The sequence below is a fragment of the Celerinatantimonas sediminis genome (assembly GCF_046054195.1).
Classification (GTDB): domain Bacteria; phylum Pseudomonadota; class Gammaproteobacteria; order Enterobacterales; family Celerinatantimonadaceae; genus Celerinatantimonas.
The window spans coordinates 198,679-223,090 of sequence record NZ_JBEQCS010000006.1 but is presented as its reverse complement, the minus strand read 5'-3'; the positions used below and the strand labels follow the sequence as shown (position 1 = coordinate 223,090).

Annotated in this window: 19 protein-coding genes; 12 read left to right on the top strand and 7 right to left on the bottom strand. The window is 43.3% G+C overall.

Translation table 11 applies throughout. The features are described 5' to 3' along the window. The first annotated feature begins 482 nt into the window (after positions 1 to 482). A complete protein-coding gene (locus ABTQ23_RS09750) occupies positions 483 to 1,682 on the top strand; it encodes a multidrug efflux MFS transporter (RefSeq protein WP_408615528.1) in 1,200 nt (399 codons plus the stop codon). A gap of 4 nt (positions 1,683 to 1,686) precedes the next feature. Here ABTQ23_RS09750 and ABTQ23_RS09745 read toward each other — a convergent pair whose 3' ends face one another. Further along, entirely contained in the window at positions 1,687 to 2,133 is a 447-nt protein-coding gene (locus tag ABTQ23_RS09745) for a GNAT family N-acetyltransferase (RefSeq protein WP_408615521.1), read from the bottom strand. Between the two features lie 155 nt (positions 2,134 to 2,288). On the opposite strand from ABTQ23_RS09745, the gene ABTQ23_RS09740 reads away from it, so the two are divergent. Further along, positions 2,289 to 2,717, top strand: a complete 429-nt coding sequence (locus ABTQ23_RS09740) for a peptidoglycan-binding domain-containing protein (protein ID WP_408615520.1) — start codon at positions 2,289 to 2,291, stop codon at positions 2,715 to 2,717. 14 nt (positions 2,718 to 2,731) lie between these two features. On the opposite strand, the gene ABTQ23_RS09735 is transcribed toward ABTQ23_RS09740, so the two are convergent. After that, complete coding sequence (locus tag ABTQ23_RS09735) at positions 2,732 to 3,733, bottom strand: bile acid:sodium symporter family protein (RefSeq protein ID WP_408615519.1); 1,002 nt, start codon at positions 3,731 to 3,733, stop codon at positions 2,732 to 2,734. A gap of 79 nt (positions 3,734 to 3,812) precedes the next feature. On the opposite strand from ABTQ23_RS09735, the gene ABTQ23_RS09730 reads away from it, so the two are divergent. Genes ABTQ23_RS09730 through ABTQ23_RS09720 form a run of 3 tightly spaced genes read left to right on the top strand, consistent with a single transcriptional unit; the run spans position 3,813 to position 9,571 of the window. Further along, positions 3,813 to 4,604 (top strand): AraC family transcriptional regulator, encoded by a 792-nt coding sequence (locus ABTQ23_RS09730; protein ID WP_408615518.1) that lies wholly within the window; start codon positions 3,813 to 3,815, stop codon positions 4,602 to 4,604. Between the two features lie 18 nt (positions 4,605 to 4,622). Beyond that, complete coding sequence (locus ABTQ23_RS09725) at positions 4,623 to 5,873, top strand: exonuclease SbcCD subunit D C-terminal domain-containing protein (RefSeq protein WP_408615517.1); 1,251 nt, start codon at positions 4,623 to 4,625, stop codon at positions 5,871 to 5,873. Continuing rightward, the gene (locus tag ABTQ23_RS09720; protein WP_408615516.1) at positions 5,870 to 9,571 is read left to right on the top strand and encodes an AAA family ATPase; all 3,702 of its coding nucleotides are present in this window, start codon (positions 5,870 to 5,872) and stop codon (positions 9,569 to 9,571) included. Before ABTQ23_RS09725 ends, ABTQ23_RS09720 begins: the two co-directional genes overlap by 4 nt. A 132-nt stretch (positions 9,572 to 9,703) precedes the next feature. Here the strand turns inward: ABTQ23_RS09720 and galU are convergent, their stop codons facing one another. Next, complete coding sequence (galU, locus tag ABTQ23_RS09715; protein ID WP_408615515.1) at positions 9,704 to 10,564, bottom strand: UTP--glucose-1-phosphate uridylyltransferase GalU; 861 nt, start codon at positions 10,562 to 10,564, stop codon at positions 9,704 to 9,706. 277 nt (positions 10,565 to 10,841) lie between these two features. Here galU and ABTQ23_RS09710 point away from each other — a divergent pair, with 277 nt between their 5' ends. Continuing rightward, positions 10,842 to 12,584 (top strand): sugar phosphorylase, encoded by a 1,743-nt coding sequence (locus ABTQ23_RS09710; RefSeq protein ID WP_408615514.1) that lies wholly within the window; start codon positions 10,842 to 10,844, stop codon positions 12,582 to 12,584. A gap of 77 nt (positions 12,585 to 12,661) precedes the next feature. Next, positions 12,662 to 13,261 (top strand): lipase family alpha/beta hydrolase, encoded by a 600-nt coding sequence (locus ABTQ23_RS09705; RefSeq protein WP_408615513.1) that lies wholly within the window; start codon positions 12,662 to 12,664, stop codon positions 13,259 to 13,261. Between the two features lie 141 nt (positions 13,262 to 13,402). On the opposite strand, the gene ABTQ23_RS09700 is transcribed toward ABTQ23_RS09705, so the two are convergent. Together ABTQ23_RS09700 and ABTQ23_RS09695 are read right to left on the bottom strand one after the other, a co-directional pair. Then, positions 13,403 to 14,614, bottom strand: a complete 1,212-nt coding sequence (locus ABTQ23_RS09700) for a glycosyltransferase family protein (protein ID WP_408615512.1) — start codon at positions 14,612 to 14,614, stop codon at positions 13,403 to 13,405. Further along, positions 14,607 to 15,554: an HAD-IIB family hydrolase gene (locus ABTQ23_RS09695; RefSeq protein ID WP_408615510.1), complete on the bottom strand. Its 948-nt coding sequence runs from the start codon at positions 15,552 to 15,554 to the stop codon at positions 14,607 to 14,609. Before ABTQ23_RS09695 ends, ABTQ23_RS09700 begins: the two co-directional genes overlap by 8 nt. A 357-nt stretch (positions 15,555 to 15,911) precedes the next feature. On the opposite strand from ABTQ23_RS09695, the gene phoB reads away from it, so the two are divergent. Then, the gene (gene phoB / locus ABTQ23_RS09690) at positions 15,912 to 16,604 is read left to right on the top strand and encodes a phosphate regulon transcriptional regulator PhoB (RefSeq protein ID WP_408615508.1); all 693 of its coding nucleotides are present in this window, start codon (positions 15,912 to 15,914) and stop codon (positions 16,602 to 16,604) included. Between the two features lie 3 nt (positions 16,605 to 16,607). Next, positions 16,608 to 17,951: a phosphate regulon sensor histidine kinase PhoR gene (gene phoR, locus ABTQ23_RS09685; RefSeq protein WP_408615506.1), complete on the top strand. Its 1,344-nt coding sequence runs from the start codon at positions 16,608 to 16,610 to the stop codon at positions 17,949 to 17,951. Between the two features lie 303 nt (positions 17,952 to 18,254). On the opposite strand, the gene ppk1 is transcribed toward phoR, so the two are convergent. Continuing rightward, positions 18,255 to 20,354: a polyphosphate kinase 1 gene (ppk1, locus tag ABTQ23_RS09680; protein WP_408615504.1), complete on the bottom strand. Its 2,100-nt coding sequence runs from the start codon at positions 20,352 to 20,354 to the stop codon at positions 18,255 to 18,257. Positions 20,355 to 20,721: 367 nt separating this feature from the next. Continuing rightward, positions 20,722 to 21,315 carry an acyl carrier protein phosphodiesterase gene (locus tag ABTQ23_RS09675; protein WP_408615502.1) on the bottom strand — a complete coding sequence of 198 codons (594 nt, stop codon included), beginning with the start codon at positions 21,313 to 21,315 and terminating at the stop codon, positions 20,722 to 20,724. 516 nt (positions 21,316 to 21,831) lie between these two features. Here ABTQ23_RS09675 and queA point away from each other — a divergent pair. The 3 genes from queA to yajC are packed head-to-tail and all read left to right on the top strand — an operon-like array spanning position 21,832 to position 24,399. After that, entirely contained in the window at positions 21,832 to 22,884 is a 1,053-nt protein-coding gene (gene queA, locus ABTQ23_RS09670) for a tRNA preQ1(34) S-adenosylmethionine ribosyltransferase-isomerase QueA (protein WP_408615500.1), read from the top strand. Between the two features lie 19 nt (positions 22,885 to 22,903). Further along, positions 22,904 to 24,049 (top strand): tRNA guanosine(34) transglycosylase Tgt, encoded by a 1,146-nt coding sequence (tgt, locus tag ABTQ23_RS09665; RefSeq protein ID WP_408615499.1) that lies wholly within the window; start codon positions 22,904 to 22,906, stop codon positions 24,047 to 24,049. 17 nt (positions 24,050 to 24,066) lie between these two features. Further along, positions 24,067 to 24,399: a preprotein translocase subunit YajC gene (yajC, locus tag ABTQ23_RS09660; RefSeq protein WP_408615498.1), complete on the top strand. Its 333-nt coding sequence runs from the start codon at positions 24,067 to 24,069 to the stop codon at positions 24,397 to 24,399. Positions 24,400 to 24,412 lie beyond the last annotated feature (13 nt).

Here is a 24,412-nt window from a genome sequence, read left to right as displayed (position 1 = left end):
GTGATTTTTGGCGAAACCATTATAACAGCCCCATTTGCTGCTTGCTTTTTATACCGCAAAGATCAACACGCTCTAGTCTAGTTTATCGCACAGAGTAGGGCTGATATTAAATAATTTGCTTGTACAGGCTAAGTTTAATTAGCTTACATCTTCGCTGATAAATGCATTAATTTCCCCAAACGAGTGAACTTGATGCGAACTTTGAGCTAAAACAATCTATTTTGGCACCGCTAGGCTAAAATAAAATCTGGTCGTGAAGATGTGTTATTTAAGAGCATAACAAACAAGATTTTCCATTCTTTTTGCTGGTTATAAACCGATGCTCTTATTATCTAATTTATATTTAAAGTTGCGGCGTTTAAATTAAATTACAAATCGTTGTAGACAATGTTAAACTTGCGCGCTTCATACCGATTACCATCATGATTAACAAATAAGTACCAACGCCCTGTTGGTCTCAGGCTGTATTGGGTCAAAAAATGATTCGTTCGTGGAAACTTAACCTAGCTGCTATGTGGCTGGGGTGCTTTTTAGTTGGCTTAAGTATGAGCCAGATATTACCTTTTTTACCGCTTTATTTACGCCAATTAGGGGTCCACGGTGAAGCCAGTCTAAGTTTATGGTCTGGGGTGGTGTTTAGTGGCTCTTTTATTGTTTCAGCTATTGTTTCACCGTTTTGGGGAAAACTTGCTGACCAAAAAGGGCGTAAACTAATGCTGCTTCGCGCATCATTAGGCATGGCTATCTTAATGACTGCTCAGGGGTTTGTTTCTGCGCCATGGCAATTAGTTGTGCTGCGCATGCTCATGGGGCTAACTTCAGGCTATATTCCTAATGCTTTTGCCTTAGCTGCTGCCGAAATGCCCAAAGAGCGCACCGGGTGGGCGCTAGGTACATTAACGACCGGACAGATTAGCGGCGTTATTTTAGGGCCAATGATAGGCGGTGCGATGGCCGATCAGATGGGATTTAGAACCGTCTTTATCGTCACTGGCGCTTTGTTATTTTGCTGTTTTTTAAGCAGTTGCTATTGGGTGCATGAGTCATTTGAAAAACCTGACAAAAATGACCGCGTGTTATCGCGTAAAGAGGTCTTTGCCAGTTTATCGTCCCCAGGGCTTGTTTTCGGTTTGTTTATCGCAACGATGATGATTCAGTTAGCGAATGCCTCGATTAACCCTATTTTGACGCTGTTTGTCGCAAAACTTAGCCCAGAGACGACTAATTTGGCGTTTATTAGCGGTATTGTGGCGGCGGTTCCTGGCGTTTCTGCGCTATTGTCAGCGCCAATGCTGGGAAAATTAGGCGATAGAATCGGCAGCGCTAGAATATTATTAGTAGCACTTGGTATTACCGCATTATTATTGATGTTGGTTTCTGTGGTGCAAAATACCTTAGAGCTTGGCATTTTACGTTTTTTGATGGGCTTTACTGATGGCGCGATGATGCCTGCGGTTCAAGCGTTGCTTGCTCAACAGGTTAATAAAAAAATATTGGGCCGAGTATTTGGTTACAACCAATCATTTTTATATTTTGGTAATGTTGCAGGTCCTTTGCTTGGCGCTAGTGTGTCAGCATTTGCCGGATTTCGCTGGGTTTTCGTGGTTTCTGCGGTACTTGTTGTGTTTAACTTAATTCAGATGAAACACTATATTCGCCAGCCACGATATGCGCATGCTTAATTGTTCAAAGAGATTCATCCGTGCTGTTTATTTTTTCTATTAATGGATGATAAAAAAGATGCTGTGTCTTTTGTAAATCAAATCCATTTTTTTGATAGAACTGGTGAGCTCTTTTTCGTTTTAATTGGCTACGCACTGTGACGGTTAACTCGTGATCAATTGCTTTTTGTTTAATAAACTCAAGCAGTTTTCTACCAGTGCCTCGGCCTCTAAATTTGTTATCTACAACCATTGCAATGATCTCCAAAGTACTGCCGCTGATGAGATCATTGCGCCAGTCACATTGTAGCCAAGCCACAATGCGCTGGTGTTGTTCGTATACCCAAACTTGCTCGCTATCTTTTAATTTGCTAAATCGCTCTTCCAGTTGGGCTAGCGTAACAGGATAGCCAAGTTGTTTACTCAGCAGTGCAACGCTTGGCAAGTCCACGGCAGTGGCTAGACGAATCATAGATACTTCCTTTGCAAAGCCCTTCATAGCAACCATAATAACCAACTATTATGACAATTGGTTATCAAAATAGGTAAATAAGCCTATTGTGAGTTGTAACTAACTTCGTCATGATGACATCAACTGTTAAATAAAACGTTAAATTAGGGCTTAGTATGAACAAAGTATGGTTAGTTGCCGGTTTAGGTTTGGTTTTATCATCAATGGCTTATGCTAATGATGCGCCAGGGCAGAATAACTCGGGCGAGCCTATTCCTGTTAATTCTCAGCAAGGCCAACATGAAAAGTCATCGATGAGTAAAAAAGCTGACCACATGGCCAAAAAGGTTGAGTATCAGGGTAAAAAACTGGCGAAAGAAGCCAAAGCTAAATACCACGAATATAAGCATGAAGCTGGCCCTAAAACTCATGAAGAGATAAGACATATTCAGGCTAAATTAAAAGAGATGGGATATGACTTAGGCCGCATTGATGGAAAAATCGGGGCTCGAACACGTGATGCAATTCGCCGTTTTCAGGCCCACCATGGCCTACCACAAACGGGTAAATTATCTCCAGAGATGCTCAAAGCCCTGTTTCATTAATAAATGCTGTATGGTTAGTTTGCCTGTTGGGCAAGATGCTCTGGCAATTTAGCCGCCATTTTATTGGCAATAATCGCGCAAACAAAAATTTGCATCGGATGATAAAGCATAATGGGTAGCAGTAGCATTCCGAGCATTGGGCTTGCGCCAAAGATAACCTTCGCCATGGGGATCCCTGCGGCGAGGGTTTTTTTCGTCCCACAGAATAAACCCGCAGCTAAATCCTCATGGTTAAAATGAAGCATTCTGGCAACAACATACAATAAGCTGATCACCACGCTAAGAATAATGGCACATAAAACAATTGATAATATTAATGTTGAGATTGCAAAGTCATGCCAGATCCCACGCAGGACTGAATCACTAAACGCGTTAAAGACAATTAATAAAATGACCCATTTATCTAATTTGCCAGTTATTTTTTTATAGCGGCTTAGCCAGTTATGCAAAATAGGGCGGGCGAGTTGGCCCAGTACCATCGGTAACAACAGCATATAGGCAATGTTTAAGATCATATGGCTAATATCCATATCGCCACCGGTGAAGCCTGTAAAGAACTGCACCATTAATGGTGTTAAAAAGATCCCTAAAATACTCGATAAAGAAGCATTAAATATTGCGCCAGGGATATTTCCACCAGCAATCGCTGTCATCGCAACGGATGATGAAATTGTGCTGGGTAAAACCAAGAGATAGCAAAATCCATAAGCCAGTGGCAGTGGCATTACGTGAGTTAACCAAGGGGATAGTAATATCCAGATCAACGGGTAAAGAACAAACGTCGCTACCTGTGTAAAAATATGCAGCGGCCAGCTACCCAGGCCTTGGCGAATGGCTGTTGGTGATAAACCAATCCCATGTAAAAAGAACACCAATCCAATCCCATACTCAGTTACGAGGTTCAGATGTAGCGGCCCTGAACTTGCGCCAACATGGGGGATTAAAACCGCTAAAATGATCATGATGACCATGCTAATTAAGAACCATTCTTTTTTTAACTTTCCAACTATGTTCATGTTGCTCTTCTCATTGCACCTAACGCTAAAATAGCGTAGAAAAGATTGTTAATGTTATCTATCGCCAATATGCAAATAAATGTCGAAAACACGCCATCATCGAGATGTCCCGCAATTTGCCACATTACCAAGGCCAGTGTATGCCAGGCCTGAACAATGGGGTGAAATGGGTAGTCAAACCGACTGGCACTTTCATCCGTGGGGACAGTTTTCCTATGCCGCAACAGGAGTGCTGACGGTACTAACGCGCTCTGCTCGCTATGTCGCGCCCCCGCAATATGCGATTTGGGTCCCTGCGCGGGTTCCCCATCAAGTGCTTTCATTGGGGCCTGCTAAAATGCGCAGTTTGTATATCGATGAAAAAGCGCTCGATCGTTTTCGTTGGCTTGAACCTCAGGTGTTAGAGGTGACTAATTTATTGCGCGAGTTAATTATGCAATTTTGTCGCCAGAGAGCCGATTGGCCATTGCATGGTCCTGAACACCGTATTGCTCAAGTATTAATTGATCAACTAAATGAGCTAAAAGCGGCGCGAATGCAACTGCCGCTGCCGGAAGATAGGCGTTTGCAAGCGCTGTGTGAGAGAGTTCAAAACAATCCCTCTGATCAAAGCACCATGGAGCAACTTGCCAGTCAGGTTGGCATTTCAGCTCGCAGTGTCAGCCGATTATTTCACCAACAAACGGGGATGAGCTTTCGTCAATGGCGTCAGCGGCTTAGAATGTTGCACGCACTTGATTGTCTTGGACAAAAAGAGAATGTCACTGAAGTTGCGCTGATGTGTGGTTATGAATCGGTTTCTGCATTCGTAGCTGCTTTTCGCGAGCAATTTGGGGTTACTCCTGGGCGTTATTTTAATCATGATCTTTAACCCGTTACCGAAGGTTTTATGGACTTGTCGCTAAAAATTTTACATACCGCCGACTGGCACTTAGGGCATCAGCTGCATGGTTATCATCGCAGCTTTGAACATCAACAGTTTTTAGACTGGTTACTCAAGCAGTTAGAGATTCAACAGATTGATGTTTTGTGTGTCAGTGGCGATGTTTTTGATAGTGCCACGCCATCGGCACAAAGCTGGCAACAACTGTATCAATTTCTCGCTGATGCCACCCGGCGTTGCCCAGGCTTGCAGGTAATTATCACAGCGGGAAATCATGACTCGCCTAGTAAAATCAGCGCGCCTAGTGAGCTTTTAAGTAATTTTGACTTACATCTAATTGGCCAAGTTTATAAAGATGAACAAGGTGTACAGCAGCTAAATCGGCTGTTGATTCCGTTGAAAAAACGCTCAGGTCAAGTGCTTGGATGGGCTCTGGCTGTGCCATTTTTGCGCTCGAGCGATTTAGTTCTTGATGCACAGATTAGTGACGGTCAGCTGCGTTGGCAAAAAGCGATTTATGAACTTTATCATCAACTTGGTAAGCTTGCTGATAGCGTGCGCCAAGATGGTCAGATGTTGCTGGCAATGGGGCACGCCCATGTGCGTGGTGGGCAGGTCAGTGAGCTCTCAGAGCGACAAATTTTACTCGGAGGCGAACATGCATTACCTGCCGATGTTTTCCCTGAAAATTGTGATTATGTCGCTTTAGGACACCTGCATTTGGGCCAGCAGATCAACTGTCCATTAGCGATGCATTATAGTGGTTCACCGCTGCCATTATCATTTTCTGAGCGCCGTTATCACCATCATGTGCAATTACTAACTTGGCAAAATGGCCAACTGGGTGTGCAACCTTTAGCTGTGCCGCGCAGCTGTGAAATGCTCCAAGTGCCTAAAGAAGCAAAACCACTGAATGAGGTTTTAAGCGAGCTTCATCATTTACCTGCTCTTGGGGAGATTAGCGAGTCATCGCCTTATCTTGAAGTCCAGGTCTTTCTTGATAAACCGCAGGCACATTTACGCGAGCAGGTGATGCAGGCTTTAGCTGATAAAGGCGTTCGATTAACGCGTATTCGCACCGTCTACCCTCAAACTGAAAAGAGCGCTGAGCAACCCTACATGGGCAAAGATTTAGATGATTTAAGTCCCCAGCAAGTATTTGAATTATGCTATCAGCGCAGTTATCAAGCGGCTCCGAGTAAAGAGCTAATTCAAGCGTTTGCGCAAGTACTTCGTCAGGTTGAGGAGATGCAATGAAGATTTTAGCGATTCGCGGAGAAAACATCGCAAGTTTAGTCGGTCCATTTGCAGTGGAATTTGCAAGCGCACCGTTAGCTGAACAAGGTTTGATTGCCATCACAGGTAAAACAGGGAGTGGTAAAAGTACCTTATTAGATTGCTTGTGTCTGGCACTCTATGAACAGGTTCCTCGTTTTGAAGATCAGTCGCGCACCGTTGAAATTGGTGAAGAAACAGATGATAAGCTCAAAGCCAACGATGTTCGTAATTTAGTCAGTCGTGGCCAAGCGAATGCCATGGCTGAAGTTGAATTTTTAAGCCATGATGACAAACGTTATCTGGTGCGCTGGCAGGTTCGCCGTGCTCGCAATCAGGCTTCTGGACGTTGGCAAAGTAGTTCACGAGAGCTAATTGATTTGACCAGCCAAGAACCATTTAGCGCCAATAAGCGTGAATTTCAGCAGTATGTTACAGATCTTATCGGTTTGGATTATGCTCAGTTTCGCCGTTCGGTGATGCTGGCACAAGGGGACTTTGCTGCATTTTTAAAAGCGCCGGAAGATCAACGTTCTGCGCTGTTAGAGCAGATGACTGGCACAGCGCTCTATTCACAGATATCGGCACAGGTTTATCAGACCTATAAAGAACATGCCCAAGAGCTTGATAAGCTTAAGAGCCAAATTGAGCAAACCCAGTTGTTAGATGATTCGGCGCTGAGCGAGCTAGACCAGCAATTAGCTGGTGCCGCTGCGCGCCAAACGCAATTGCGTCAACTAGAGCAAGCTAATCGAGTCTTAAATACGCAGCTGCTGGATTTAGATAGCGCCAATGAAAAAGTGAAAAAGGTGCAAACGCGTTTTGCTAAGTTGCAAGAGCAAGAACCTCAAATCAATACCCAGCGTAGCCAGCTGGAAATGCTCAATAAAGTCCAACCACTGCGCCACACATTTGAGCGCAAGAGCCAGTTAAAAGCATCTTTAGGCCAAACAAATGAGCAGTTGCAGCAGGTGGCTTTGGAGTATGAGCAGCAGTTGCAGAGCCTTGATAGCCTAAAATTAAAACAAGCAGACGCCCAAAATCGGCTCAAGGAGTTTCATACTCAGCAGAGCAGCCGACAGAGCGAATTAGAGCACGCTCGGCAAATAGAACAGCGGCAAAAATTGTTTGAAGATGATTTGCTAAATCTGCAGCAAGATGTCCAGCAAAAACAGAGTACGGTTAAAAAAGCCGGAATTGAGTTGAGTACACTGAACACCCAGCATCAAGAGTTAACCAAGGCATTAGCTCAAACGCAACACTGGTTGGATGAACAAGCCATTCAGGGGCAATGGTTAAAGCGACAGGGTGAGATTGTTCATCTGCTACAGGATTATCAGCGTCTAGAACAACAGCTGTTAGTTGAGCGCCAACGCCAGCAGCAGGTCACTGAACTTAGCGAACATATCGCGCAGATGCGCTCGCATAAAAATGAGTTAGAGCAAGCGCTAAAGAGACTGGTTTCACAGCAAGATTCTCTTGGCCCAACTGTTGGCAAAGAGCAGCAACTGCAAGAGCAATATAAGGCGGTGCAAAATGAACTTGCCAAGGCGCAACAACGACAAAATCTGCTATATCAGGCAGGCCAATTAAGTCAGCAGTGGCAAAATAGTCAAGATCAGTTGCAGCACTATCAAAATGTTTTAAACGATTTGCTTAAAGGCCAGAGCGATTGTCAGTCAAAATTGCAACTGATTGCTCCGCGTATTGACGAACTGAGCCAACAGTATCACAGTGCCCGCCAAGTGGTTGAGTTAAGTGATTATCGGCGCGAATTGGTAACTGATGAGCCTTGTCCGTTGTGTGGCAGTCACCATCACCCTTATGTTGAGCAGCAAACGCCAGGTGAGTCGATAGTCAGGCAATTGTATTCTCGTCTTGAAGCATTGCACGCAGAGCAATCACAGCTGCGAGCGCAGCTTTTAAATGCCCAAGAACAGATCCCGCAATTAAAAGAGCAGCTTTCGCTGATTTCATATCATCAGCAACAGCTTCAAGCTGATCTCACAGAGCGATTAGCCGCGTTGGAACTTGATGATTCAACGACGATTGAACAGTTACGCCAAGAGTATCAAAGCAGCGGTGAAAAGATTGCGGCATTGAGTGCGCAAGTTCAGCAATTAGAGATTCAGGCCCAGCAAATGGTGCACTCTCTTAAACGCCTTGAGCAGTTAAACCATGAGATTGAGCAGCTGCGGACACACGATCAACAGTTCGATACAAAATTACAACTCGCCCTGCAACAGCAAAAGCAACTCAATGATGATCTCAATCATAGTGCTGACAGTAATGTGCTCTTGCAATACAAAAATATTCACCAGCAGTTAGATGAATTATTTAGCATCATTGATTGGCAAGACATACTTGCTCACTCTGGTTGCAGCGGCTTTAGCGCATGGCTCGAAGAACAAATTAACTATTACCAGAGTATTCTTTCACAGTTTGAGACGATGCAATCGCAGCTGATGGCACTTAATCATCAGATTGAGCAACAGTCATTGCAGCTTAAGAATGCTGAGCAAAATCTTAGCGAAAGTCAGGCGCGCATTGATGAAAATCACCATCAATTAAATGAGTTAAAACAAACATCGAAAAGTTTGTTAAACGGTTTAAGTGTCAGCCAATGGTTAGAACAAGTTCGCGAGCAGCAGCAATCATTTGAAGCTGCCCTTAATGAATTAAACCAGCAACTTGAAATGTTTAACCAACGCGCGACAGAGCTTTTGACTCGGCGCGAATATCTTAGTGAACAACTTGAAAAATTGCGCAGTGAGTTGGCTCTTTGTCAAACGCAGTGGCAATCAAAGCTTGATGAATATTTGCTAAATCAAGATAAGGCAGAGCAGCTACTTGCTTTATCTAGCGCTGAAATTGATGCGATTCGTTTGCAAATTCAGCAATATGAACAGCAATTAATTGCGCTGACAACAGAGCAGGAACAGGCAAAACAATTTGCCAGCGTACAGCTTAATGCTGTGCAAAGCGCTCAGCAAACGATTGAGGGGCAATTACGCCAGTTAGACATTAATGGTGGCATTCAGGCGCTTAGCGAGCAACTGAGTGCTCAAGATGAGCTTATTTATCAGCTTCGCTCACGGCTTGATCAAAATGCTAAAGCGCAGCAGCAATTTAAAGCGCTTAACGATACTTATCAGAGCCGATTACAAACCTGCGCCGTATGGGAAGAGCTCAATCAGCTCATTGGTTCAGCGAACGGTGCTAAATTTAGGATTTTTGCCCAACAGTTGACCCTCGATAAATTGCTTTATGAGGCAAATCATCAACTGCTTGAATTAGCGCCTCGTTATCAGTTGCAGCGTATTCCTGGGCAATCTTTAGCGCTACAAATTATTGACCAAGATATGGCTGATGAAGTTCGCTCTTTAGCAAGCTTATCCGGCGGGGAGACATTTTTAGTCTCACTGGCATTAGCTTTGGCTCTATCAGCGGTGTCATCAAGAAATCTTAAAATTCAGTCACTGTTCATTGATGAAGGCTTTGGCTCTTTAGACCCGCAAAGTCTTGATGTGGTGTTAAGTTGCTTAGATAAGTTGCAAGCCAAAGGGCGACAGGTTACGGCGATTTCACATGTGCAAACAATGGTAGAGCGCATTAGTGCCAAAATTTGTCTACATTCGTTGGGTGGTGGGCACAGCCGCTTACAGACATTGGTGAACTAATTTTGAGTGATTTATAAAGGCATAAAAAATCCGATATCAACCATTGATATCGGATTTTAAATGTTTCAGATGGGCTTTAAACTTGTCTTAGTTTTCTTAGCCCTTAATTGTGCTTTGATAGCATGTTTTGGATTATTTTTTACTAGCCGCTTTAGCCGCTTCAGCTTCTTTTAAATAAATGTTTTCAAAACAGAAGTTTGTTGCTTTAACAAAACCTTCAACGCTACCGCAGTCAAAGCGTTCGCCTTTAAATTTATAGGCCATCACGCAGCCATCTTTGGCTTGTTGTAATAGAGCGTCAGTTAACTGAATTTCACCATTTTTACCTGGTTTGGTTTTGCGCAGAATATCGAAAATATCAGGTGTTAAAATGTAACGACCAATTACCGCTAAATTTGATGGCGCCTGTTCTTTAGCCGGTTTTTCAACCATATCAGTGACACGGTACAAGTCATCACGCAGAGGTTCACCTGCGATCACGCCATATTTATCAACTTGATCTTCAGGAACTTCCATAATAGCAACGATAGAACAGCGGAACTGGTTGTACAGTTTAACCATCTGAGAGAGAACGCCATCACCATTGTTGAGGCACAAGTCATCGGCTAACACAACTGCAAATGGGTCGTTGCCGATGAGTGATTCACCACACAAAATCGCATGACCTAAGCCCATCATTTTTTTCTGGCGAGTATACGTGCAGGTGGTTTTTTCCATCAGTTCACGGATACCGGTCAAGTAGGCTTCTTTTGAAGTCCCAGCAATTTCGTTTTCTAGCTCATAGCTGATATCGAAGTGATCGGTAATCGCACGTTTACCACGGCCCGTGATAAAAGCCATGTCGGTTAGTCCGGCTTCAACTGCTTCTTCAACGCCATATTGAACAATAGGTTTATTAACGACCGGTAACATCTCTTTAGGCATGGACTTAGTGGCGGGTAAAAATCGTGTTCCATAACCAGCTACAGGAAATAAACATTTTTTTATTTGCATCGAATTGGCCTCTTATGGCTAAAATCAAATAATAAGTGGAGCAATATGCTCTTTAAATGGATAAAAGTTAATTTGTCAGTTACCAAAACAAATTTTAACTATCGTGTCAAAATTATCTGGCATAACACCTGCTTAACAATTTTCCAGAATATGACTTTATCATAACATGAGTTTAGCCCCGAGGGGCTTATGGAAAACCGATACGTTGTACTAAGGTTATATCGATTAGATTCTTTTTTCCTTTTTCATGATATATAACGCATAAACGAGGCAATAGATGACCGAGCCGCAGCAGAAGTTATCCGAGTTATTGCAATTTGTATATCCCGATACTCCATTGCTTGAGCGAATTAATCGACGTATTGAGGATGCCCGTAGCCATTTGGAGCGCACTGCACAACCCTGGAGCAACGAAGACGTTGTTCTGATCACTTATGGTGATTCGATGAATAGCGATGGTCAGCCGCCGTTGCAAGTGCTCGACACATTTGTGAAGCGCTATTTAGATAAATCATTCAGTGCGGTTCATTTATTGCCATTTTTCCCGTTTAGCTCGGACGATGGCTTTTCAATCATTGATTACTATCAGGTGAACTATCGACTTGGCAAGTGGGATGATGTTCGCTCAATCGCTTCCCACAAAGAGCTGATGGTCGATTTAGTGATGAACCATGTGTCTCGTCAGAGCTTGTTGTTTATCGATTTTATTAATGGCGAAGGCACTGGGGCGGATTTTTTTATTGAGGCCGACCCCGACCTTGATTATTCCAAAGTGACGCGTCCTCGAACTTCACCTTTGATTAATGATGTATACACGCGCCAAGGCGTTAAACATGTCTGGGCGACGTTTAGTAGTGATCAAATCGATGTGAACTTCAAAAACCCCAAAGTGTTCCTGGCGTATTTAGATATCTTATTGTTTTACATCGCTCATGGTGCTCGCTATGTTCGCCTTGATGCGGTGGCATTTGTTTGGAAAGAGTTAGGAACCGCTTGTATTCATCTGCCCAAAACTCATGCACTGGTAAAAATTATTCGCTCTGTGATGGAGCAGATCGATCCAAATTTGATTTTAATAACCGAAACGAACGTTCCTCACGAAGAAAACATCAGCTATTTTGGCCATGGTGATGAAGCACATCTGGTTTATCAGTTTGCACTGCCACCGTTGCTGCTACATGCGTTAAACCGTGGGCATGCGCATTACCTCAATGATTGGGCAAGACATTTAGAGAAATTGCCTGCCGGATGTAGCTATTTTAATTTCGTTGCTTCTCACGATGGCATTGGGGTGCGCCCGGTTGAGGGAATTATCCCTGAACATGAGATGGACGATTTGCTCAAGAGCGTGCGTGATTTTGGCGGCTTTGTCAGCATGAAAACCAATGGGGATGGCTCCAAAAGCCCATATGAGTTAAATATCTCGCTTTATGAAGTGCTTCAAGGGACGCGTTCTGGGCCTGATATGTTCCAATTAGCTCGGTATTTGTGTTGTCAGCTTGTGATGTTAGCCATGCCTGGGATCCCCGGCGTTTATATTCACTCTTTAACCGCAACACCTAATGATTTGTTATTGGTTGAACAAACTGGGCGGACTCGTTCTATCAACCGCCATCATTGGGATTTAGCCGAGTTTGAAGCGCAGCTGGAGAATCCATCTAGCGATCAAGCGCAGGTTTTTCCGCGTTTAATCCAGTTAATTGAGCTGCGTCGCAAACAAAGCGCGTTTCATCCTCAAGCTGGGTTTAAGGTCCTTAGCATTAATGAAGAAGCCTTATTTGCGATGGAGCGAACCAGTATTGATGGCGCGCAGCGCATTGTCGCATTGCATAATATGACGCGCCATCCGCAAGCTGTTGCTGAGCAGGCGTATCGCTATCCAGCGGCGCGAATTTGGGATTTAATCAGCCAAGAGTGGGTTGATATTCGCTCATTAACGCTGGCACCGTATCAAGTGATGTGGTTATTAATCAAGCATCCAGCCAGTGAAGTGATCCCATATGAAGAAACGGCAGAGTAGGTTATTTATAATTTTGTTTTTCTGATGATAAAAACCGTTTAGGATAAGGCCTTCTGAATTTATTGATGTAGTTGCCTATGAAAAAAGTGGTGTTGGTACACGGCCTGTTTATGCCCGGTGTGATTATGCAGTTTCTCTATCGTAAACTGAAACGGCAAGGGTTTGCGGTCACCATGTTCTCCTATCATACGTTAGATTTTGAACAAGGCGTTACCAAACTCAATCGTGAGGTTTCCCAAGGTGGTGAAGTTTATTTTGTGGGACATTCACTCGGTGGCTTGCTGATTCGCCGTTATTTTGAAAAATACCAACCCCACTTTGATGATACCTGTATTGTGACCATCGGTACGCCTCACAATGGTAGTCGAGTGGCACGTATTGTTTGCGATAAAACCGGAACATTGATTTTAAAAAAATCGTCACAGATTTTATCGCAAGGGCTAGCCAGTCACCTGTCAAATGTGGCGATAGGCTGTATTGTTGGACTAAAAAATATTGGGCTCGGAAACTTTTTTCGCAATGGAAAAGGGGATGGCATGGTCTTGGTTGACGAGGCTATTTTAGAGAGCGCTAAAGATATTTGTTATGTCAATTACAACCACACGGCAATGATTTATTCCAAGCAAGTTGTTCAACAAATTATTCGATTTATTGATACTCGCCAGTTTATTCATTAAGGGCATTTATTGGGCGTTAACCGTTATGCGCTTGGTGCCCAAATCCCTTACAGATTGATAAACACCTAATCACCAAAGATTAACAGTAGAATGTGGCACTTTAAAAAGCAGGCTAGTTTGTGACTAGCCTGCATACGAGAGTTAGCTGTTATCGGCTTCAACCGCATCGTAGATTTTTTCGAGCATCTCTGGGATAGCGCTGGTTACGCGGTTCCAGCTCGGAATAAATGGTGTTTCTGATGGGCGTTCAAGAAAAATATCACCTGCGCGCATAATCGCTTGGGCGAATAATTCAACCGCTTCTTCTTCTGCATGGCGGGCAACCGTTAAGCCGTTAATCAACGCATCGTTGTAATAATTATCGATAAAATCTAATGCCATGCGATAGTAAGTGGCTTTGAGTGTACGCAGTTTCCCCGGGCTAAATACATGTCCTTGGGTGGCTAGTTTGCGCATAACTGCCTTGCTAATGTCAGTTGCCATTTTGGCTAAGCCATTATCGAAATTACCAACGCTTAGATCTTGATGCTTATGGTCATAAACATCAGCAATGTCTACCTGGCAAATGCGGTTTGTTGAATAGTTACGGTAAACCTCAGAGAGCACCCCGATTTCTAAGCCCCAGTCAAATGGAATGCGTAAATCTCGCAATACATTGGTTTGCATCGAAAATTCACCAGCTAGTGCATAGCGAAAACTATCCATATATTCGAGGTAATCGTCATAACCTTCGATTTTTTTCAGCGCTTTAATTAAAGGGGTTACCAAGAGTCGAGAAACCCGGCCATTAAGTTTGCCATCTGCGTGACGCGCGTAATAACCTTTACAGAACTGATAGCTAAAATGCGGGTTCGCAACCGGATAAAATAACCGAGCTAACATATCGCGCGAGTAGGTCACAATATCGCAGTCATGCAGCGCCACTGCTTTGCCTTGTCCTGAGGCGAGTACATAACCGATGCAATACCAGACATTGCGTCCTTTGCCTGCTTCTTGGGGGGCTAAATGGGCGTTTGCCAGCTGGCTATCGAGTTCTCGAAGACGTGGACCATCATTCCATAAAATTCGAACCCGTTGTGGCAGAACAGAGAAGAACTCTTTGGCATAAAGATACTCATCTCGAGTGGCATTATCTAAGCCAATCACAATTTCAGACAAATAGGGGACATGTTTAAGCTCTTCAACAATTTGCGTCAATGCTGGGCGTTGCAACTCTGAAAACAAAGATGGCAAAATCAATGTCATTGGCCGAATTCTAGAAAAACTAACAAGTTCTTGTTCGAGCTGGTTTACCGGACGACGAGTCAGGTTGTGTAATGTCGTGATTAAGCCACTTTGATAAAAATCAGCCATAATATCTCTCCTTAGGCACATAATGTTCAATCACCCGGAGTAACGATGCTTGCCATCCTGCTGGGCCGACATGTTGGGTGTAAATCCTGTTCGGGCGCTGTTTGCCAAGATTGAGACGATGCTGGCCGTCATGAGAGCGTACAGCAATGGCAATATCAGCTTGATCGAGCATTGTTTGGTCGTTAGGGCTATCGCCAAGTGCAACTTGAATAAAGCGTTGCTGTGGGGACTGTTGGTGATAGAGTTCGGTGAGCCAGTGCATCGCCGCTGCTTTATCGCTGGCACTTTTGACATGCCAGAAGCGGCCCCCTTGTATCAGGGTCAATTTATGCTGGCGCAGTTTTTCCTTAAATTGGTCAATATTACCTTTGCTCCAGACAATCGGTTCCGATGCTAAGCGTTTGCGGGCCTTTTGTGCTTGCTCAAGGCTCAGCCCGGTAATATTACTGACTTCCTGCGCCGACATATCTTTAAATCCGCGAAACTCAAACGGATATTGTTCTCTAAGCTGCGCTAATATTTTGCAGATTGTGTGATAAGAGCTACCAAAACGTTTAATGAAATAGTGATTAGAGCGATAACCTTCTACCAGTTCGTCATATTCTGGAAGATTTGAAAAGTAATTTTCAGGGATGGCAATCGCAGCGCCGTTTTCTACAACAAACGGATGAAAACCGCCCATTTGTGCAGCGATATCTGCTGTTTCAATAAAGGTTTTGCTGGTATTTAAAATAAGTGGAATATTGTGTCTGAACAGCTGCAACAGAGCAGGTTTTGCTGCATCATAACTATAGTTATTGTGATCGAGTAAGGTTCCGTCCAAATCACTAAAAACTAACAATTTAGGGGTGTCAGAGATGATCTTTCCTGATTTTCCCTGTCGATGAAGTGGGTATGCGTAATAATGCTGCTCGTCCACTGTATTGGTACGGTTAGCCATGCAATACTCCAAAGTTAAAGATGCGAATGTAGTGTGCTTTAAACTTGCTTTATGCAAGCCGATTGGCCTCACGTTGCAGTATCAGTGCCAAAAATTCTGTTCAGTTAAAAATTTGTGTTAGGCATAGAATTATTAAGCACTATTTAATCAATAATAGTTGATTAAACGCGATCTTTATGAAGTTTCGATGATGGAGTTTTTGTGAACATGCACATTTTTGGTGCGATACGCTAAATATTCAGGCAAATGGAATACTTAATGAGGTGGAAGGAGCAGAATAAAGTGATTTCTATTTGTCATAAAAATGTCACTAAAAATCCGCATAATTGTCAAAAGATATGCGATTAGGGTATTAGGATGCCTAGAAAAATATTAATTGTTGAGGATGAAGCGCCAATTCGGGAAATGCTCTGTTTTGTATTGGAACAAAATGGTTATGAACCGATGGAGGCTGGTGATTTAGAACAAGCTCAGAAATTGTTGGTTGACCCTTATCCCGATTTGGTCCTGTTGGATTGGATGTTACCTCAGGGCAGTGGATTATCATTACTCAAGTCGATGAAGCGCAGCGATCTGACCCGGCAAATTCCAGTCATTATGCTCACTGCTAAAGGCGAAGAGGAAGATAAAGTCCAGGGGCTTGAAGCGGGTGCCGATGATTATTTAACTAAGCCGTTTGCGCCCAAAGAGCTGATGGCGCGGGTTAAAGCGGTGATTCGGCGCGTCTCACCAACATCATTAGATGATGTGATTCAGGTAAAAGGGCTGCATCTTGACCCGGTGTCTCATCGCGTGGTTGCAGATGATGAACCATTAGATATGGGGCCAACAGAATTTAATCTATTGCATTTCTTTATGACTCATCCTGAACGAGTTTACAGCAGAGAGCAGTTGCTGAACCATGTTTGGGGCACCAATGTCTATGTGGAAGATAGAACCGTCGATGTGCATATTCGGCGATTAAGAAAAGCGATCGCAACGCAGGGTTATGATAAACTAATCCAAACTGTTCGCGGTTCTGGATATCGCTTTTCAACAAGGATTAAGTAACGGATGCTTATGCCCGATACGCTGGGCCGGCTGTTTTGGCGGCTGGTCTGGTTCTACTTACCTTTTTTAGTGGTGGGTTGGTTCTTCGATCATATCTTTTTAGCTTTATTTGTTGGATGTGTTGTTCACTTATTTTGGTTTTATTACCAGCAGCGCAAGCTACTAAACTGGCTTTATGTGGATAAACGTTTAACGCCTCCGCAAGGTAACGGCAGTTGGCAGCCAGTCTTTTATGGAATTTATCAGCTGGTTAAACGCCGCCTTAATCGTGAACGTGAATTAGCCCAATTGATGAAGTCTTTCCGACTCGGTGCTGAATCACTCCCTGATGCGATTGTCGTTTTTAGCTCTAGCGATGAAATTACCTGGTGTAATCGACTTGCCTCGGAACTGCTTGGCCTTAAATGGCCTGTTGATGCGGGGCAACATGTCTCTAACTTGATTCGCCATCCTTCGTTTGTGAATTATCTTAGCCATCGTCATTTTCAAGAAGCGTTAGAGATTAGTAGCCCAGCTCGACCTGACTTGCTTTTAGAGTGTCGAGTTATGCCTTATGGTCAGCAATTTCTGATGCTGGTTCGCGATATTACTCAGCAACGTAAACTTGATAAGATGCGCAAACATTTTATCTCTAATGTTTCCCATGAGTTGCGCACACCGCTAACGGTGCTGCGCGGATATTTGGAGATGTTTGACGATGATTTGCCTGAGCAAAAGGTTTGGCAAAGGGCACACTCAATGATGAGTGAACAAGCTATTCGAATGGATAACTTGGTGAACCAGCTATTGGTGTTGGCTCGAATTGAAGCCGCTCCTGTGGTTGATATTCACGATGAGATTAATGTGCCATCTCTATTAGATTCACTCTCTAGTGAGGCTGAGCAATTAGCCAAAGATAAAACACTTACCTTTAGTTTTAATATTGATTCAGATTTGTGGATGCATGGCAGCAGCGAACAAATGCGTAGTGCTTTTGCTAACCTTGTTTATAACGCGGTGAAATATTGCGATCAGCCTGGTCATGTCGAAGTGAGCTGGTCAAAAGAGCCAACAGGAAATGCCCGCTTTGCTGTGAAAGATTCAGGCCCTGGCATTCGCCCTGAACATCTGTTGCGTTTAACTGAGCGGTTTTATCGAGTGGATAAAGACCGTTCTCGACAAACTGGTGGCGCAGGTTTAGGGCTTTCGATTGTTAAACATGCGCTGCAGCATCATCGCAGTGAGCTTTCTATTGAGAGTGAATTTGGCAAAGGCAGTTGTTTTAGCTTTCTCATTCCATCTGATCTGGTTTTTTCACCTGATAAAGATGACACACCTGAAATCCCTGAATTGCAGCTATTTCGCTAAGTTAATAAGCCCAGTTTACTGGGCTTTTGCTAACTGAGTTTAGCTTCCCCTAGGGGCTGTTGACCTTTTGTGGTTGGTTTTGCAGCAATCTGAGAGGGATTTAGGCAAGGCAAACGCTCTGCCGTGTAGTGATTCTCCACAAAGAACGTTTAACGCTGGATAAATTCCTCTCAGATACTGCCCTTTGGGTTCATTAAACGCATCCTGAACTTTGTTGCACCCTGCTTGCTTAACTCATTAAGCGACGCAGACTGCGCCGCGTTCAAAATGCGTTTAATTTGAACAAAATTCAACCACCAAAGATCAACTGCCCCGAGCTAACAGCAGTTGTTTTTCTCTTTCTTTGATAAATTCATAGGTGGCAATTTGCGAGCGGATCTTACGCCGGTTACCACGTTTCACATATTGATTTGACTGGGTTTTATCAATGATGCGTGCTTTAGTTGTATCGCTAAATTGCAGCTCTAAAATCTCACGTAAATACTGTTTTAAATTTGAGTCGTAAATAGGGCAGCCAACTTCAATTCGCTGGTCGATATTGCGCGTCATCCAATCAGCTGAAGAGATAAAGGTTTTCTCTTCACCAGCAGCATGGAAGATAAAAACGCGAGGGTGTTCTAAGAATCGGTCAACGATGCTGATAATCGAGATATTTTCACTTAGCCCTTCAATGCCTGGCAGTAGGCTACACATCCCGCGCACAATCATTCGGATTTTAACCCCAGCTTTGCTCGCTGCATAAAGCCGATTAATGAGTCCGACATCGACTAAGTTATTTACTTTTACGGTAATAGCTGCTTTTTGCTGAGCATTTGCTTGGCGAATTTCATTATCAATCAAACTATATAAACGCCGTCGCGATTCGATAGGAGAAAGAATGAGGTGGTTAAATTTATAACGCCGATAGGGGCGCTCGATAAATTTAAAGACGTTGTTGACCTCTTCACTAATTTCCTGATTTTTTGTAAATAAGGCAAAGTCAGTATAAATTTTGGCCGTTTTTTCGTGGAAGTTACCCGTGCCAACGTGGGTATAATATTGGGTTTGACCATCTTCAGTGCGATTAATAAGCAGAAGTTTTGAGTGAATTTTTAAGCTTGGCAGACCAAATACAACCCGAACGCCAGCATCGGTGAGCTGCTGCGCCCATTCGATATTGGCCTGTTCGTCAAAGCGGGCGCGAAGCTCAACGACCACCGTCACTCGTTTGCCGTTATGCGCCGCTTCAATGAGCGAGTGCATAATTCGCGAGTTGCTCGCAACGCGATAAATATTAATTTTGATGCTTTGAACTGCCGGATCAAAGCTCGCCTGGCGAACGAGTTCGCTTAAGTAGCTGAACTTCTGATACGGATAATACAAGAGGATGTCTTGTGCGCTAATCGCTTTAAATGCCGTTGGATAGCGATCAAACATATCGCTATTTAAAGCGGGAAGTTTGGGATGTTCTAGGTATTTTCGCCCGACATTTGGAAAACTCATTAAATCTTTAAAGCTGTGGTAACGGCCTCCGCCACGAATATGGTCATAAGAAGAGATATGCAGCTTTTGTTTTAATAGCTCTAATAAATCTTCGGGCATCTGTTCATCGTAAACAAAGCGCACCGGTTCTGCGGTTAGGCGCTGTTTTAAGCTTTCTGACATGGCTTCAAGTAGACTTAAGTCAACCTCATCGGTTAAGTCATACTCGGCATCACGTGTCATTTTGATTGAATAGGCGCTGATTTCATCGTATTTGAAAAATCCGGAAAAAATGTTATCCAAACCAAAACGGATGATGTTATCAAGGATCATTAACGATTTTTTCTTGCGACTGCCTTGCGCAGGCAGAACCACAAATCGAGGAAGTTCATCGGTTGGTATTTCAATGAGAGCATAACGACAGTTTGTTGCTTCATTGTCGGCTTTGCGATCCGCCATTTTTACCGCGAGATAGGTGTGATCATCTTTTAAAAAATCTAACAGATTGACTTCTCGAGTGATGATAATCGGTGTGATATGGCGAAGAATTTTATTTTGAAAATAACCTGTTAGCCACTGTTGGTGAAATAAGCTAAGTTGGGTTTCATTGATCAAGAAGATATTTCTTCGAACTAACGCAACAATGAGTTCTCGGTAGGTTTCATCAAATGCTGAGTCCAGTTGGGCCGTTTTATTTTGGATTTTCGCCAGTAAATGTTTGGCTCCTTGGTGGTCATCATTGTTATATTTGTTTAATAAAATACGGCGCTTAACATCGGCAACTCGAACTTTAAAAAATTCATCCTGATTGCTGGAAAATATCCCTAAAAAGCGCATCCGTTCAATTAAGGGAACGCTTTTGTCCTGCGCTTCTTGCAAGACCCGTTCATTAAAAGATAGCCAACTGAGCTCTTTTTCTAAGAAGAGCTTTTCATCACTCATAACAACTCCTGGCTTTAATTGTTGCAAAAGACATGCTCTTAAAATATAGATCTAGCTTGCGTTTAGTCTATTCCGCCCTTTTTATTTCATATAAGCAAAGAACGCGCCATTAGCTTAATCTAATCGTATGTCACAAATATTGCTCTATGCATAATTTATTGATTCATCGGTTAGGTTGGCCAGTGCAGAATAGAAACAGTAACCGTTTTAGCTGTTGTCATCAGTTTTTGTAAATTAACTTGATGATTTTCTTATAAATTGAATTGTAACGTGATGTGTATCGTTAATTTAAGTACTTAATAGAATTGTCATAAAAGTTTCATATTTTTTACTAGAAAAAATATCAATGTGCTTAAATTTTAGAAGGTTAGAGTTTCGTTTGAGCTATTTTTTCTTGCCATTGCGGCGCCAAAATGGGAATCATGCGCATCAATTGATCAAACTGCTGGCGTAACTTGAGCTCTTGAGCCCATAGCGCTTCACTGAGTGCTTGATAGGGGAGCTTGTGGTTCATGCGCTCTGATATTCGCTTTAATGCCCGCAAAATAAAATCTGGCTGTTGATAATGGCCAAGCCAGTTGTGCTCGGTCATGTTTTGCGCTGTTTCTTGGGCTCTCGTGGGCATAGCTTGAGGCTTAAGAGAGTGATAGACATGCTCAGCAAATTGCTGAAGTGGTATCGCCTCAAATTCGCTCCAGCGACTCGCTAACTGATAATCCCAATAAAGATCCAATGCAATCGGTGCAAAGCGCCTGAGGGCGGCGTTAAAAAGAGCATTTATTCCACTATCAATTGTCCATTGGTCAATCCAGCCATCGAGCGTTCGATGCAGCAAAATACCTAGCTGCTCCGCGCTTTGATAGTCCTGCCAGCGTTTTCCTCTGACAAAATCCCCTAACAACGCGCCTTGATAGGATGTATGGGTTAAGTGGGCTAGGTAAAAGTGTCCAAGATAATTCATAGGGTAATAAAGAAAAAAAGGTCTGCCATCAGGCAGACCCTAGATGAATATGCTGAATATAGGTTAACTCGAAATAACTGGTTTGAGAAACCTAAGTTTCTTTTACCAAGGAGATCTATGACTTATTTGTGTTAATCCAGCTTATCTAGATGCCGTTATGACCAACTTGGAATATGCGGCGAGAAATATGAGGTACAACCTAGAGTAGAGAATGTTATTCGCTATCTAGATTGAGGATAGAATATGGCTTCTATCCGATAGAATCAACCATTATTGAAAATAAATTACATATGTTGATTTATTTTTAAGCTATTTTCTGGCTTTAAAATCAAAAATGAAAGTTTCATATGTAATTTGATTACTAAATGGGTTATTAAATTACCAGTTTTTCAGCTAAAAGAGTGCAATTAGCATCTTTAGGTCTATTTACGTTCGTCTCATCGGTGTGCAAATACTTGAAATGCGCACTTGCCCTCACTAGACTAGCGAGCGTTTTTATCTATCAGGTTAAAGAAAATGCGTGTTGCAGATTTTAGTTATGAGTTGCCAGAAGAGCTAATTGCTCGGTATCCGACTGAACGGCGCCGTGATTGTCGTTTATTAAGTTTAGACGGCAATAGCGGCGCTGTTGAGCATCTACAGTTCCCTCAGTTAATCGATTTAGTTCGTCCGGGGGACTTGCTTGTCTTTAATAACACGCGGGTGATTCCAGCACGTTTGTTTGGTCAAAAACAAACCGGTGGAAAAATTGAAATTCTGATCGAGAGAATTCTTGACGATAACCGCGTACTTGCGCATATGAAAGCGTCTAAGTCACCTAAAGTTGGGGCTTCGTTGCGCTTTGCTGATGCGTTTGATGCGACCTTGTTGGCACGTCATGGCGAGTTGTTCGAACTGCGTTTTGATGATCAGCACAATGTCTTAGAGCTTCTTGATAGCTACGGACATATGCCGCTACCTCCTTATATCGACCGCCCTGATGAAGATAGTGACAAAGAGCGATATCAGACTGTCTATAGCCGTTATCCCGGAGCAGTTGCAGCCCCAACTGCCGGGCTGCATTTTGATAACGAGTTAATTAGTGAACTTGAAAAACGTGGTGTGAATACCGCTTATGTCACACTGCACGTTGGCGCAGGGACGTTCCAATCGATTCGAGTTGATAACGTTGAAGAACATCATATGCATAGCGAATACGCTATTGTCTCTGATGAAGTGGTAAATAAAGTTTTGCAAACCAAAGCCAACGGTGGCCGCGTTATTGCTGTTGGTACGACATCGGTGCGCTCGCTTGAAAGCGCTGCTAAAGCCAGCCAAGATGCGCTGATTGCGCCATATGCAGATGAAACCGATATATTCATCTATCCGGGCTATCGTTTTGAAGTGATTGATGCAATGATAACCAACTTTCACCTACCAGAATCAACTTTAGTGATGTTGGTCAGTGCATTTGCAGGTAAAATGAATATATTAAACGCTTATCAGCAAGCCGTTGAACAACGCTATAAGTTTTTCAGTTATGGGGATGCAATGTTCATTACCCGCAAAGATACCCCTTTACAAGATTAGGCAATGGGAATTGTATTAGATGAAGTATGAATTATTAAAAACGGATGGTAAGGCGCGTCGCGGCCAGCTCACTTTTGAGCGCGGTAGCGTGCAGACACCCGCTTTTATGCCAGTGGGTACTTATGGCACGGTCAAAGGGATGACTCCTGAAGAAGTGCATGCCACTGGGGCACAAATCCTGTTGGGTAATACGTTTCACCTGTGGTTGCGTCCGGGCCAAGCCGTGATGCGCAAACATGGCGATTTGCACGATTTTATGAACTGGCACGGACCCATTTTGACCGATTCTGGTGGGTTTCAGGTGTTTAGTTTGGGTGATATTCGCAAGATTACCGAAGAAGGTGTTCATTTTCGAAATCCGGTTAGCGGTGAGAAGATTTTCTTAAGCCCTGAAAAATCTATGGAAATTCAGAACGATTTGGGTTCTGATATCGTGATGATTTTTGACGAGTGTACGCCATATCCTGCCACTGAAGAGCAAGCGCAGCGCTCAATGCAGATGTCTTTGCGCTGGGCCGCCCGTAGTCGCCAACGTTTTGATGAATTGAATAATCCCAATGCGCTGTTTGGCATCATCCAAGGTGGTGTTTATGAGCATCTTCGTGATGTTTCGCTTGAAGGGCTCTTAAAAGTCGGTTTTGATGGTTACGCTATCGGCGGTTTGGCCGTTGGTGAACCTAAAGCGGAGATGCATCGGATCCTTGATTACATCACGCCAAAAATTCCAGATGACAAACCACGTTACTTGATGGGCGTTGGCAAGCCTGAAGATTTGGTCGAAGGGGTGCGTCGCGGCATTGATATGTTTGATTGTGTGATGCCGACTCGTAATGCTCGTAATGGTCATTTGTTCACCGCTGACGGGGTCGTTAAAATTCGTAATGCTCGTCATCGCGATGATACCAGCCCACTGGAAGCCGAGTGCGATTGCTATACCTGTCGTAATTATTCAAGAGCATATTTACATCATTTGGATAAATGTAACGAGATTCTTGGCGCCAGATTAAATACAATTCATAACTTGCGCTATTATCAGCGCTTGATGGCTGGTTTGCGCGATGCTATTGAACAGGGTAAATTAGACGCCTTCGTCACAGAGTTTTATAGTCGTTTAGGGCGCGAAGTACCGCCATTGACTGATACAACAGATTTTAACAATAACTAAGGAAACAGAGGACAATAATGAGCTTTTTTATTACGCCTGCATATGCCGCTGGTGGCCAACCAGCTGGTGGAGGTTTTGAGCTGATCATCATGATGGTCGTGTTCGCGGCAATTTTCTATTTCATGATTTTCCGTCCCCAATCAAAACGAGCTAAGGAACAGCGCAATCTTTTAAAATCGCTGTCTAAAGGTGATGAAGTACTTACTTCTGGTGGATTGATTGGCCGTATTACTAAAATCTCTGACGATAATGAATACATCCAATTGAGTCTTAGCGAAGACACAACCATTGTTATCAAAAAAGATTTTATCTCAGCTGTGTTACCGAAAGGGACACTCAAATCTATTTAATTTTATCTGCCCA

What these genes read in the sequence shown, in the direction of transcription:
- ABTQ23_RS09735 (WP_408615519.1), bottom strand. Translation starts at nt 3,733, where the DNA reads ATGAACATAGTTGGAAAGTTAAAAAAAGAATGGTTCTTAATTAGCATG.
- ABTQ23_RS09730 (WP_408615518.1), top strand. Translation starts at nt 3,813, where the DNA reads ATGTCGAAAACACGCCATCATCGAGATGTCCCGCAATTTGCCACATTA.
- ABTQ23_RS09720 (WP_408615516.1), top strand. Translation starts at nt 5,870, where the DNA reads ATGAAGATTTTAGCGATTCGCGGAGAAAACATCGCAAGTTTAGTCGGT.
- ABTQ23_RS09695 (WP_408615510.1), bottom strand. Translation starts at nt 15,554, where the DNA reads ATGGCTAACCGTACCAATACAGTGGACGAGCAGCATTATTACGCATAC.
- tgt (WP_408615499.1), top strand. Translation starts at nt 22,904, where the DNA reads ATGAAGTATGAATTATTAAAAACGGATGGTAAGGCGCGTCGCGGCCAG.
- ABTQ23_RS09705 (WP_408615513.1), top strand. Translation starts at nt 12,662, where the DNA reads ATGAAAAAAGTGGTGTTGGTACACGGCCTGTTTATGCCCGGTGTGATT.
- ppk1 (WP_408615504.1), bottom strand. Translation starts at nt 20,354, where the DNA reads ATGAGTGATGAAAAGCTCTTCTTAGAAAAAGAGCTCAGTTGGCTATCT.
- galU (WP_408615515.1), bottom strand. Translation starts at nt 10,564, where the DNA reads ATGCAAATAAAAAAATGTTTATTTCCTGTAGCTGGTTATGGAACACGA.
- ABTQ23_RS09710 (WP_408615514.1), top strand. Translation starts at nt 10,842, where the DNA reads ATGACCGAGCCGCAGCAGAAGTTATCCGAGTTATTGCAATTTGTATAT.
- ABTQ23_RS09725 (WP_408615517.1), top strand. Translation starts at nt 4,623, where the DNA reads ATGGACTTGTCGCTAAAAATTTTACATACCGCCGACTGGCACTTAGGG.
- ABTQ23_RS09675 (WP_408615502.1), bottom strand. Translation starts at nt 21,315, where the DNA reads ATGAATTATCTTGGACACTTTTACCTAGCCCACTTAACCCATACATCC.
- ABTQ23_RS09740 (WP_408615520.1), top strand. Translation starts at nt 2,289, where the DNA reads ATGAACAAAGTATGGTTAGTTGCCGGTTTAGGTTTGGTTTTATCATCA.
- ABTQ23_RS09700 (WP_408615512.1), bottom strand. Translation starts at nt 14,614, where the DNA reads ATGGCTGATTTTTATCAAAGTGGCTTAATCACGACATTACACAACCTG.
- yajC (WP_408615498.1), top strand. Translation starts at nt 24,067, where the DNA reads ATGAGCTTTTTTATTACGCCTGCATATGCCGCTGGTGGCCAACCAGCT.
- phoB (WP_408615508.1), top strand. Translation starts at nt 15,912, where the DNA reads ATGCCTAGAAAAATATTAATTGTTGAGGATGAAGCGCCAATTCGGGAA.
- queA (WP_408615500.1), top strand. Translation starts at nt 21,832, where the DNA reads ATGCGTGTTGCAGATTTTAGTTATGAGTTGCCAGAAGAGCTAATTGCT.
- phoR (WP_408615506.1), top strand. Translation starts at nt 16,608, where the DNA reads ATGCTTATGCCCGATACGCTGGGCCGGCTGTTTTGGCGGCTGGTCTGG.
- ABTQ23_RS09745 (WP_408615521.1), bottom strand. Translation starts at nt 2,133, where the DNA reads ATGATTCGTCTAGCCACTGCCGTGGACTTGCCAAGCGTTGCACTGCTG.